Source organism: Sandarakinorhabdus sp. (assembly GCF_032115815.1).
Classification (GTDB): domain Bacteria; phylum Pseudomonadota; class Alphaproteobacteria; order Sphingomonadales; family Sphingomonadaceae; genus Sandarakinorhabdus.
Genome location: NZ_JAUMBI010000271.1, coordinates 1 through 11715 on the forward strand (window position 1 = coordinate 1; position 11715 = coordinate 11715).

Here is an 11715-nt window from a genome sequence, read left to right on the forward strand (position 1 = left end):
GTGGTGCCGGCCGGCGAACCGACGCGGATACCGCTGGTCTGGGTGGGCGGCAACGGATCGAAGGGCACGCCGTTCTTGTTGCAGGTGATGCCGGCACGCTCCAGAGCTTCGTCGGCCTGCTTGCCGGTGATGCCCTTGGGCGTGAGATCGATCAGCGCGAGGTGGGTATCGGTACCGCCGGCCACCACGGCGCAGCCGCGCTCCACCAGCCGTGCCGCCAGCGCCTGCGCGTTGGCGATCACCGCCTTTGAATAATCCTTGAAGCCCGGTTGCAGTGCTTCGCCAAAAGCGACCGCCTTGGCGGCGATCACGTGCATCAGCGGACCGCCTTGCAGCCCGGGGAACACGGCGCTGTTGAACTTCTTGCCCAGTTCGGCATCGCGCGACAGGATCATGCCACCACGGGGCCCACGCAGCGTCTTGTGGGTGGTGGTCGTCACCACATCGGCGTGCGGGATCGGCGACGGATGGATACCCGCGGCGACGAGGCCGGAAAAATGCGCCATATCCACCAGCAGGCGGGCGCCCACCTTGTCGGCAATGGCGCGGAAACGGGCGAAATCGATGATGCGCGGATAGGCCGAACCACCGGCAATGATCAGCACCGGCTTGTGCTCCACGGCCAGGCGCTCGACCTCGTCATAATCGATCAGATGGTCTTCACGGCGCACGCCATATTGGATGGCGTTGAACCACTTGCCGCTCATCGCCGCCTTGGCGCCGTGGGTGAGGTGGCCGCCGGCATCCAGGCTCATGCCCAGGATAGTGTCGCCCGGCTTGGTCAGAGCCAGCATCACGGCGCCATTGGCCTGCGCGCCGGAATGCGGCTGCACGTTGGCATAGGCAGCGCCAAACAGCTCCTTGGCGCGGTCGATGGCCAGTTGCTCCACAATGTCAGAGGGATGGCAGCCCTGATAGTAACGCTTGCCGGGATAGCCTTCGGCATATTTGTTGGTGAAAACCGATCCTTGCGCTTCCAGCACCGCACGGGAAACGATGTTTTCCGACGCGATCAGTTCGATCTGGTTCTGCTGCCGGTCAAGCTCGGCCGCGATGGCGGCGGCGACGGCGGGATCGCTCACCGCGGCCGGCGTTTCGAAGAAGCCATCAGGACGGATATCCGACATCGGACGGGTGCTCATCGTGCTTCTCCTTAACCCAATTTGGCGACGCGGCCGGCATGGCGGCCACCTTCGAACGGCGTGTTCAGAAATTCGGCCACGCAATCGCGGGCAGTCTCGATGCCGATTATCCGGCTGCCCAGCGCGATGCAATTGGCATCGTTGTGCTGGCGGGCCAACCGCGCCATCAAGCCGCTGGTCACCAGCGCACAGCGGGCGCCGGCAATGCGGTTGACGGCGATCGAAATGCCGATGCCGCTGCCGCACACGGCGATGCCTTTTTCGGCGCGGCCGGCCGCAACGGCCTCACCCAACGCACGGCCAAAATCGGGATAATCAACGCTGACCTCGCCGTCCGGGCCAAGATCGAGCACGTCATGCCCGGCGGCACGCAGTTCATCGGCCAGCATCGCCTTCAGGGCGTAGCCGGCGTGATCGGAAGCAAGTGCAATGCGCGACACGGGGGGCGACTCCTTGGCTGCGCCCGCTCTCTAGCTGCATCACACCGCCGTGCCAACCAGCCTGCCGATCCCTGCCGTCAGCGCCATCGCCAGCGCGCCCCAGAACACCACGCGCACCACTGGCCGCAGCGGCGGTGCGCCACCGGCCTTGGCGCCGACATAACCCAGCAGCGCAAGGAACAGGATCGAACCACCGCCCTGCCCGACCGCCATCATGTTCATCGGCAGCAGCACGGCGAGCAGCAGCGGCAGCGCCGCCCCCACCGTGAAGGTGCCGGCCGATGCAAGCGCGGCAACCACGGGGCGGGCCGTGGTGATATCGGTGATGTTCAATTCGTCACGGGCGTGCGCTGCCAGCGCATCGTGCACCATCATCTGGCTGGCCACCTTGCCGGCGGTTTCGGCATCAACGCCGCGGGTCACGTAAACGGCGGCGAGTTCGGCATGCTCCGACTCCGGACTTTCTGCCAGTTCCGCCCGTTCCCGCGCCAGATCAGCGCCTTCGGTATCGGCCTGGCTGCTGACCGAGACATATTCCCCCGCCGCCATCGACATGGCGCCTGCCACCAGCCCGGCGATGCCCGCCACCAACAGCGCCGGCCGGTCCGCCCCCGAGGCGGCGACACCGAGGATCAGGCTGGCGGTGGAAACAATCCCGTCGTTCGCCCCCAACACGGCGGCGCGCAACCAGCCGGCACGGGCAACAAGATGGGTTTCACGGTGGCTGCGCATGAATCCTCCGGCTTTATGAGCTGTGATTATCGGCCACCGCGTCAAACCACGCAATCGCGGGCGCTGCCGGGTTGACAGGCCCGCGACGCTGGCACCGGGCCATTTGCCGGGTGGTGAATGGCGGCCCTTCTGGTGCATGCTGTTCGCAGGCCGCGCGCTGCGCGCACCTTTCAGCGACGGATCAGACCAGCCATGACCAGCACAACCAGCCACGCCGATATCGTTCAACGCGGATGGGAGGCCGTGGGCCGCGGCGATTGGGACACGCTGATCGCGGACTATCTGCCCGACATGCTGTTCGTGATGCCCGGCCAGACCGACATGCTGCACGGCACGGCGGCGTTTCGCGGCGCACTTGAGAACCTGGGCGCTGCCCTGCCGCTGGGCTTCGAGATCACCGGGCTGCGCCAGATTTCCGATGGCGACGAGGTTGTTTCCATCCTGAACTGGGCAAGCACCAAATGCCCCGGCGGCAGCCAGCTTGCCGTGCTGTTCCGCTTCGTGGGCGACAAGATCAGCGAAGAACGCTGGTTCGTCGATACGGAGCAGTGGAAGGCCTGCTTTTAGCCCCGAGGCTTGCCACAGCAGGCAGGAATCGCCATTCCGGGAATAGTTTTCCGCTACGGCTGAAAGTCACAACACCCCTGCCTTGTTGGCACGGCTTGTCGCGCCCTGCGCACTGCTCACCCGGGCTTTGGCACGCTGTGCCAGCCATGTTCATTCGGCAGCAAGGACGTTGGGCTGGATGTCGGCAACGGCAGCACTGGCCAGGGGTGACCAGTTTGCCCGATTTCAAGGTTCAGCCGGCCATCAGGGGCACCGGCGGCTGCACCGCAACCATATTTCAAGGGATGAAGCCGATGAACATCATGACCAGAACGGCCAGCACAACAGCCATCATGCTCGCCATCACCGCAGCCGCCCCGCTCGCCGCCCAGAATGCGCCCGCAGTGCCCGACGCTCCCAACACCCAGACCGTGACCGGCGAGCGACCGCAGCCTGGCCCGGAAATCAAAGGCATCATTTCGGCGCGCAGCGGCGATCGCATGGCGGTGACCGCCGAGGATGGCACCAAGACCATCATCAGCATCGACGACGCTACCCAAGTGAGGGGCAGGAGTGGCCTGTTCGGCGGCAAGGGCAAGTTCAGCGCCGCCTCGTTGATGAACGGGCTGCCGGTGACGGTGAAAACACTTCAGGCCGGCGATGCGCTGGTGGCCAGCAGCGTCACCTTCCGCGGCAATGATTTCAAGACTGCCGCCATGATCCGGCAGGGCACGGCACAGGGCTTTGAAGAACAGTCTGCCGCCACGGCCGCCCTGCGTGGCCGCGTTGCCGATATCGACAATTACAATATCAAGGCCACCACCAACGTCTATTTCGACACCGGCAAATGGATCCTGTCGGAACAGGCCAGGGCCGATCTGTGCAATGCTGCCGCCACCGCCGAAAAGACCCCCAACGCGCTGCTACTGGTGGTCGGCTACACCGATTCCGTCGGCGACGAGGATTACAACCAGGAACTGAGCGAGAAGCGGGCCAGCCGCGTTTTGGCGCACCTGCAGCAGGTGTGCCGCTGGAAACAGTTCCGTACCCTCACACCCAGCGGCATGGCCGAATCCGATCCGGTGGCTGACAACAGCACCGATGAAGGCAAGGCCCAGAACCGCCGCGTGGCGGTGAACGTGCTGGTGAGCAAGGCTGTCGACGGGCTTTGAGCAGACGCGGGGTCGGCAGGTGCCGGCCCCGCCTGGCGTCAATCAGGCGACGGCGCGTCGCAGACGTGCGGCAGCGCCAACCAGACCAAAGCCGGCGATCAGCATCGCCCAGCTGGCGGGCTCGGGCACGGCAGTGACATTTACCCGGATTGAATCGGAGTTGTCCTGCCCGCCCCCGTCCCAATAGAACAGCTTGAGCGTGCCGGTTGCCCAAGCCTGGCCGATAAAGTTGGTGCCCATCGTCCTGAATTCGGAGCCGATGCGGCCGACCAGCGCACCATAAGGAGCCGTGTGGCCGCCGAAGGTCCAAGGGGCGAAATATTGACCGATCAGCGTGCCCGCAGCTTCGCCCGATTCATCGGAGCCAGTGGCAAAGAGATTGCCGACCAAGCCATTGGCGTTCGACCAGCGTGGCAGCGGCCCGGCGCTCCACAGGTCGGCGGTCGAAACGGTGACCATGAAACTGTGTCCCGCCACCACAGCGATCGTGTCAACACCAGCACTGCTGGTGGTATGGGCGGCCGCATTGACCGTGACCAAAACGGCTGCCGCCGGCGCTGCGCCCAAGCCGACGACGGCCGCAACAAGAACCCTGAACATGCACGCCTCCCTTGAACTCACACCTGAGTAACTAGGAATTAGCGCGGTGGCCTACAATCAGGATTGTCACTGACCCCCAGTCACTCGAACGTCAGATCACCCGTTTCCGGCACCTCGAAATGGCGCGCCACATCATCGTCGCTGATCGCCTCCAGCGTGGCGGGCTGCCACTTCGGGTTGCGATCCTTGTCAATCAGCTGGGCACGGATGCCTTCGAAAAAGTCGTGGCCGTTCCGAATCTCGCATACCATGCGATATTCGTTGATCAGCGCCTCCTCAATCTCCACGCCGCGCGCGGCGCGCAGGCCGGCGAGGCTCAGTTTGCAGCTGATCGGGGACATGCGGCGGATGGTGGCGGCCTGTTCCAGCGCCCACTCATCGCCGGCTTCGAGGCTGGCCATGATGTCTTCCATCCGGTCATGCCCGAAATGATAATCGATGGCGTCGCGATAGGCGGCCAGTGGCGGCTCGCCGGCGTCTTCATCAAAGGTCGCCAGCACCTCGGCCAAAGGTTCGTGACTGGTCGCCAGCAGGTCGCACAGCGTCGGCAGATGGGCGGACGGCACATAATGGCTGGCGATCCCGCAATAGCGCAGGTCTGCCGGCTTCAGCCGCGCGCCGGTCAGCGCGAGCCAGGTGCCGATCTCGCCGGGCAATTTTGCCAGCGCATGGGTGCCGCCCACATCGGGGATCAGGCCGATGCCGGTTTCGGGCATGGCAAAAAGCGTGCGTTCGGTGGCGATGCTGTAGGGGCCGTGGATCGACAAGCCCACGCCGCCGCCCATGGTGATGCCGTCGATCAGCGCCACCCACGGCTTGCCACAACGGGCAATGGCCTGGTTCATGCGATACTCGTCGTGGAAAAAGGTTTCCCACAAGGCCCGGTTCTGCCGGCCTTCGCGGCCGAGCAGCGCGACATCGCCGCCAGCGCAGAATGCCCGCTCCCCGGCGCCATCGATCACGATATGCTGCACCTCGTGGTCGCCCATCGCATCGATGACGGCGCGATGGATGGTCACGGCCATCGGATGGTTGAGCGCATTCAGCGCCTGCGGCCGGTTCAGCGTGATCCACAACGCATGGCCGCGGCGTTCAACGAGGACTTCGGGGGCGGTTTCGGTCATTGTCGGTCTACCAGCTTGCTGGGGCCATCCAGTTCGATCGGGATGGCCGACGTGGTGAGGCGGGCGAGCAAAGTGCCCTCCTCGTCGAACAAATCTGCTTCCATGAAGGCGATGCGCTTGCCCAGCTTCAGACAGCGGCCTTCGGCGTAGAGCGGCACACCAGCCTTGGCAGGCGCAAAAAAGCTGGTTTTCAGCTCGATCGTCGGGATGCCGATGCGTTTGCCGCTCTTGATGATGGCGGCAAATGCCGCAGCGTCATCCAGCATGGCAACCACGATCCCGCCCTGCACATTGCCCATCGGGTTGCGGCAGGCATCGATCGGCTGGAACTTCATTTTCACCCGGCCGGCAGCGCTGTCGATCTCGAGAATCTCCTGGCCCAGAATCGCAGCTGTGGGCGGCACGAAGCGGTTCATGCGCGCTTTCAGATCATCGTCGTTCAGGGCCATTCCCGTCTCACCTGCTAATCTCGAGGCCATAGCGGTGCAGCGCCGGTGCCAGCGCGTCAACCTGTTCGTCATGCCGAGTGAACAGCGCCCGTCCGCTGCCTTCACCCTGCTGCCCGCGGTCGCCGAGCAAAGTGACCACCCGGCGGGCGATGCCGGGCCCGCCGTCGACAAAGCCCATCCCCGGCGCTGCCGCCTGCAACTGCGACAGCAGCAGCGGGAAGTGGGTGCAGGCCAGCACGATCTGATCGATGCGCTCGCCGCCGTTCTGGCTGGTCAGCCCCGCCAATTCCGGCGCCACAGCCGCAGATGTCACCGGCTCGCCCCGCAAATGCGCCTCGGCAAGCTCCACCAGCCGCGCCGATCCGTGCAGCAGCACCGTGCAATCGGCGGCATGATCGGCGGAAAGCCGCGCCACATAGGGCTGGCGCACCGTCGCCATCGTGCCGAGCACGCCGATTGCGCGTGATTTCGACATTTCCGCCGCCGGCTTGATCGCCGGCACCGTGCCAACCACCGGCACGTCCAGCACCGCCCGTGCGTGGGCCAGCGCGATCGTGGAGGCGGTGTTGCAGGCAATCACGATCAGATCGGGCCGTAACCGCTCGGTGAGCCGGCCAAGCAGTGCACACACCCGGGTGGCAACCTCCATCTCGGTCTTGGTCCCATAGGGAAAGCCGGCGTTATCCGCGACATAGCTGATGTCGATGGCCGGCAATGCGGCACGGACATCATCCAGCACCGAAAGCCCGCCAACGCCGGAATCAAGCATGAGGATATGAGTGATTGCCGCCTCCGTCTTGCTTGCCCGGCGTCATGTCATGGCAGCCAAGAAAACGCAAAGCCCCGCCCGGATTCGTCCTCAACAAAAGATGAAGCGGCTCCCCCGCCTGCAGTTTTTCGCCGAATGACCGTCAACAGCAGTGGCCGGCGTTCAGTCATGCGCCTCGCCACCGGGTGGACGACAAAGGACAAGACGCGATGTTCAGGCAGATCATCATCGGAACCGCCGCCCTGTTCGGGTTGGCCAGCGCCGCCCAGGCCACAGTGGAGATTTCCACCACCGCCCGCGGCCTGTTCAGCAGTGTGCGCGTGGTCGGCCAGCCGCTCACCTCGGTCGGGCCCGTTGCACCCGTCAGCGGCCGCACCTCGCCCGGCTATTCGCTGAACAACAGCGCCGCCTCGCTGGCTGCCAGCGTTGGGCTGGGCACAGTCTCCGGCGTCACCGCCACGCTTGGCCTGAGCAGCGGCGCCATCGCCAGCGCAGCCAGTGCCAATGGCACCACCCCGCTCGACACCAGCAGTGGCAGTGCCAGCGCCACGGTGAACAACCTCGATATCGGGCTGGTCACCAGCCTGCTGGGCGTGCCGACGTCGATCCTCTCGCTCACCGCCGGCCAGGTGCAATCCTTCACCACCGTCAACAAGGTCGGCGGCGTCACCACGCTTTCGGGCCAGGCGATCCTGTCCAACCTCAATCTCAGCGTGCTGGGCGCGCCGATTCTGAACCTTGGCAGCAACGCCCAGGTCGCCCCAAACTTCGTCGCCTATGATAAGGGCGGCTTGAAAGTGACGCTGAATCAGCAGTTTGCTAGCAATTTCGACAGCACGCGGGTGTTGATCACCAATGCCATCGGCATCAGCTTCAGCAATTATCTGCTCGACGGTCGCAGCCTCAGTGGCAGCATCACCGTTGGCCAGTCACTGGCTGAGTTCATGGACAGCAGTGGCGACCCGGTGCCAGAGCCGGCCGCTTGGGCGCAGATGCTAGCCGGTTTTGGCCTTGCCGGCGCCGCTGCCCGCCTTCGCCGTGCACTGAGGGCTTGACCTGCGACCACGGCCTGCCGCTATGCCCAACGCATGGCCGAACCCACCACTATAACTGACACGGATTGGCCGCCGCCCCTGCCTGATGCCAGCGGTTTCGTGGCACCACCGGTGCCGGGCGTTGGCGGGGCGCTGGCGCGCTTTGCCCGCGCGCTGGCGGCGGATGCCGGCGGTGGCCGGCGGGTGGCGGCGCGCGGCATGTGGCTTTTCGGCATCGCGGCGCTGTGCGTGCCGCTGCATATTGCCTGCCGCCGCCTCGGCCTGCCGTCGCCCTGGGCCCGCCGCTTCCTGGGCTGGAGCGCCCGCGCCTGCGGCATCCGGGTCCGCAGCATCGGCCAGCCGGCGGCCCGCGACGTCTTCTACATCGCCAACCATCTCAGCTGGACCGACGCGCTTATCCTCGGCGGCCAAACCGGCACCGTTTTCGTGGCGCAGGACGGCATCGCCATCTGGCCCGGCCTCGCCTTCATCTGCCGCCTGAACGACACCATCTTCGTCAACCGCAGCGACCGCATGGGCGTGCCTGCCCAGATCGCCGCCATGCGCACGCAGTTCACCCGCCACAGCCGCATCGCCATGTTCCCGGAAGCCACCTGTTCCGATGGCCGTCGCCTGCTGCCGTTCAAGGCCCCGCTTTTTGCCATGCTGATCCCGCCCCCGCCCGGCGCCACGCTGCAACCCGTGGTCATCGATTGCGATGAAGCCGGCCGCAACCTCGCCTGGGTCGGCATGGAAACCGGTGCTGCCAACGCCTGGCGGCTGCTTTCGCGCCCCGGCACCTGGGAAGCCCGCGTGCATTTTCTTGAGCCCTTCAGCCCTGCCGACACGCCCGATCGCAAGGCGCTTTCGGCCCACGCCCGCACCGCCATCGCGGCGAAATTGTCGGAAACACTGGGCGGCCGGCCCGTGGCGTGATCAACAGACTGGCATTCCTGATTGTGGTGCGTGGCCTGTCCACCCGCTAGACATTGCCCGAACACTTCGCGCCGGAAGGATCCGAATTGGCGACTGCACCTCCATCGCCAATGCTGACAGCGCCGATCGGCCCCACCCTGCTGCGCCTCGCCGCGCCCAACATCGTTTCCATGGTGATGTCGTCGCTCACCATGATGACCGAGGCCTTTTACGTCGGTCAGCTCGGCACGGCGCCGCTCGCCGGGCTGGCGCTGGGGTTTCCGATGATGATGCTGATGGGCATGCTGTCGGCCGGCGCGTTCGGCGGCACCATCACCGGCGCAGTGTCGCGGCGGCTGGGCGCGGGCGATAGGGCCGGCGCGGAAGAAGTGGCCGTGCATGCCGTGCTGCTGATGGTGGTGCTGGCCAGCATCTGCGCGGCGGTGTTCCTGTTGTTCGGCCGGTCGATCTATGGCGCGCTGGGCGGCACTGGCGCGGTGCTGGAACAGGCGCTGGCCTATTCCGATACGCTGTTCCTTGGCTGTGTCAGCCTGTGGCTGTCCAACGCGCTGGCTGGCATCGTGCGCGCCACCGGCAACATGGGCGTCGCGGCCCGGATCGGCGTCATGGGCTCGATACTGCAGGTCTGCATTGCCGGCGTGCTGGTGTTCGGGCTGGGGCCATTTCCGCGGCTGGGCATCGCCGGCGCGCCGGCCGGCATCGTCATCAGCAGCACGATTTCAACCATCCTGATGCTGGTTTTCCTCACCACCCGCTGCCGCGAGTTGCGCCTGCACTTTACCGGCGTCAAACTGCACTGGGCGCCCATCGTCGCCATCCTGCGCATCGGCGGACTGGCTGCGATCAATCCGTTCTGCACCTTGGCTTCGGTGCTGGTCATCACGGCCGCCATGGCACGTTTCGGCACCGATGTGCTGGCCGGCTATGGCATTGGCGCACGGCTGGAATTTCTGGTGGTGCCGATGATCTTCGGCCTGGGCGCGGCTTCCACCGCCATGGTGGGCGTGCATTTCGGCGCGCGGGAAATCGCCCGCGCCCACACCGTCGCCTGGACGGCCGCCGGCTTCAGCGCCATCCTGGCCGGCGCGATCGGGCTGGTGGCGTCGCTGTTTCCGGGGCTGTGGGCCAATCTGTTCACCGCCGATGAAGCGGTGCGGGCCGCCGCCCGTGCCTATCTGCAAACCGTCGCGCCCTTCTATGCCTTCTTTGGCGTGGCAACCTGCCTGTTCTTTGCCTCGCAGGGCGCCGGGCGGGTGCTGTGGCCGGTGATTGCCGCGGTTGTGCGCGTGGTGGTCATCGTGGGCGGCAGCGCCGTGCTGGCCGGCAACTCCGGCGCCCAGCCGGCGCAGTATTTCATGATCATCGCCGCCGGCATGGTCGCCCATGCGCTGGTAACGGCGAGCGCCATCCGCCTGGGCGCCTGGACCGGGGGCAACCGCCAAGCCGCTACCCGGTGACAGCCCGCCCCGCTTCTGCAAGGATGCGGGCATGACCAACCCAAGCCATCTGCTGGTTGACCGTCAGGGCCCCATCGTGACGGTGACGCTGAACCGCCCCGAACAGCGCAACGCGCTGTCCCGCCCGCTCATGCTGGAGCTGACAGAGGTGTTGCAGGACATCGGCCGCAGCGATGCGCGCGGGGTGATCCTTGCCGCCAATGGGCCGGTGTTTTCGGCCGGGCATCATTTTGCCGACATGGCCGGCCACAGCCACGACGAAGTGCGGGACCTGTTCCGCATCTGCACCGAGATGATGGACCTGTTGCAGGCCCTGCCGCAGCCGGTGGTGGCCCGTGTGCACGGCCTCGCCACCGCAGCCGGTTGCCAGCTTGTCGCCACCTGCGATCTGGCCGTGGCGGCGCAAAGCGCCAGCTTTGCCCTGCCCGGCGGCAAGGGCGCCCTGTTCTGCCACACGCCGCTGGTCGCCGTCGCCCGCAACCTCGGGCGCAAGCGGGCGCTGGAACTGGCGATGACCGGTGACCCCATCGATGCGCGCACGGCGGCGGATTGGGGCCTGGTCAACCGCGTGGTGCCCGATGACGAGCTGGAAGCCGCCACGCTCGACCTCATCACTCGCGCCACGCGCGGCGCGGCGGAATCCAAAGCGGTGGGCAAGCAGGCCTATTATCGCCAGATGGAGATGCCGCAGCCCGCCGCCTATGCCCATGCTGGCGATGTGATGGCGCAAAACGCCGTGGGCGCCGCCGCGCAAGACAGTTTCCGCGCCTTCCTCGACAAGCGAAAGCACTGATCCGAACCTGCCGGCGCCCGCCGCCCTCCCATGTTTGGGCATCGACACAGTGCGGTGATTGCCTGTTCACTCCGCACCACACAACAGCACGGGGCGGAGACGAAGCCATGGTCTATGAAGACATACTCTACAGCGTTTCCGATGGCGTTGCCGTCATCACTCTCAATCGCCCTGACCGGCTCAACGCCTGGCGCGGCGAGATGGCCCGCGATGTGAAGGCCGCCATGCGTGCCGCCAGCGACGATGAGGCGGTGCGCGTGATCGTGCTGACCGGCGCCGGCCGCGGCTTTTGCGCCGGGGCTGATATGAACACGCTGCAAGCCATCCAGAGCGATGGCGCCTCGGCCCGCGCTGCAGCTGGCCCGGCCGATTTCGACACACAAGCCCGCGCCGATTTCCGCATGCAGAACAGCTGGTTTCCCGCCGTGCCCAAACCGATCATCGGCGCCATCAACGGCGCCTGTGCCGGGCTCGGCATGGTCTATGCGCTCTACACCGATATCCGCTTCGCCTCTGATGCG

General features: G+C 65.9%; 14 protein-coding genes. 7 read left to right on the top strand and 7 right to left on the bottom strand.

The genetic code is table 11. The features are described from left to right. The 3 genes from glyA to RT662_RS15525 form a co-directional block, all read right to left on the bottom strand. A partial coding sequence (gene glyA, locus RT662_RS15515; RefSeq protein ID WP_313671593.1) for a serine hydroxymethyltransferase occupies window positions 1-1142 on the bottom strand: 1142 nt, incomplete at its 3' end. A gap of 11 nt (window positions 1143-1153) precedes the next feature. Then, the gene (gene rpiB, locus RT662_RS15520; RefSeq protein ID WP_313671594.1) at window positions 1154-1582 is read right to left on the bottom strand and encodes a ribose 5-phosphate isomerase B; all 429 of its coding nucleotides are present in this window, start codon (window positions 1580-1582) and stop codon (window positions 1154-1156) included. A gap of 39 nt (window positions 1583-1621) precedes the next feature. Continuing rightward, on the bottom strand, window positions 1622-2314 hold the full coding sequence (locus tag RT662_RS15525) for a VIT family protein (protein ID WP_313671595.1): 693 nt from the start codon (window positions 2312-2314) through the stop codon (window positions 1622-1624). A 192-nt stretch (window positions 2315-2506) separates the two neighbouring features. On the opposite strand from RT662_RS15525, the gene RT662_RS15530 reads away from it, so the two are divergent. Next, window positions 2507-2881 (top strand): nuclear transport factor 2 family protein, encoded by a 375-nt coding sequence (locus RT662_RS15530; protein WP_313671596.1) that lies wholly within the window; start codon window positions 2507-2509, stop codon window positions 2879-2881. 293 nt (window positions 2882-3174) lie between these two features. Then, window positions 3175-4032: an OmpA family protein gene (locus tag RT662_RS15535; protein WP_313671597.1), complete on the top strand. Its 858-nt coding sequence runs from the start codon at window positions 3175-3177 to the stop codon at window positions 4030-4032. Window positions 4033-4074: 42 nt separating this feature from the next. Here the strand turns inward: RT662_RS15535 and RT662_RS15540 are convergent, their stop codons facing one another. The 4 genes from RT662_RS15540 to murI form a co-directional block, all read right to left on the bottom strand. After that, entirely contained in the window at window positions 4075-4632 is a 558-nt protein-coding gene (locus RT662_RS15540; RefSeq protein WP_313671598.1) for a PEPxxWA-CTERM sorting domain-containing protein, read from the bottom strand. An 80-nt stretch (window positions 4633-4712) separates the two neighbouring features. Next, window positions 4713-5756, bottom strand: coding sequence for an enoyl-CoA hydratase/isomerase family protein (locus RT662_RS15545; protein WP_313671599.1), 1044 nt, complete (start codon window positions 5754-5756; stop codon window positions 4713-4715). Next, window positions 5753-6205 (bottom strand): PaaI family thioesterase, encoded by a 453-nt coding sequence (locus RT662_RS15550; protein WP_273433868.1) that lies wholly within the window; start codon window positions 6203-6205, stop codon window positions 5753-5755. Before RT662_RS15550 ends, RT662_RS15545 begins: the two co-directional genes overlap by 4 nt. 7 nt (window positions 6206-6212) lie before the next feature. Beyond that, the gene (gene murI, locus RT662_RS15555; RefSeq protein WP_313671600.1) at window positions 6213-6974 is read right to left on the bottom strand and encodes a glutamate racemase; all 762 of its coding nucleotides are present in this window, start codon (window positions 6972-6974) and stop codon (window positions 6213-6215) included. A 209-nt stretch (window positions 6975-7183) separates the two neighbouring features. Here murI and RT662_RS15560 point away from each other — a divergent pair, with 209 nt between their 5' ends. From RT662_RS15560 to RT662_RS15580, 5 genes are all read left to right on the top strand, one after another. After that, entirely contained in the window at window positions 7184-8029 is an 846-nt protein-coding gene (locus tag RT662_RS15560; RefSeq protein WP_313671601.1) for a PEPxxWA-CTERM sorting domain-containing protein, read from the top strand. A 33-nt stretch (window positions 8030-8062) separates the two neighbouring features. After that, window positions 8063-8944, top strand: coding sequence for a lysophospholipid acyltransferase family protein (locus tag RT662_RS15565; RefSeq protein WP_313671602.1), 882 nt, complete (start codon window positions 8063-8065; stop codon window positions 8942-8944). An 86-nt stretch (window positions 8945-9030) separates the two neighbouring features. Continuing rightward, complete coding sequence (locus tag RT662_RS15570; protein ID WP_313671603.1) at window positions 9031-10401, top strand: MATE family efflux transporter; 1371 nt, start codon at window positions 9031-9033, stop codon at window positions 10399-10401. A 31-nt stretch (window positions 10402-10432) separates the two neighbouring features. Further along, complete coding sequence (locus tag RT662_RS15575) at window positions 10433-11194, top strand: enoyl-CoA hydratase-related protein (protein WP_313671604.1); 762 nt, start codon at window positions 10433-10435, stop codon at window positions 11192-11194. 107 nt (window positions 11195-11301) lie between these two features. Next, a partial coding sequence (locus RT662_RS15580; protein WP_313671605.1) for an enoyl-CoA hydratase-related protein occupies window positions 11302-11715 on the top strand: 414 nt, incomplete at its 3' end.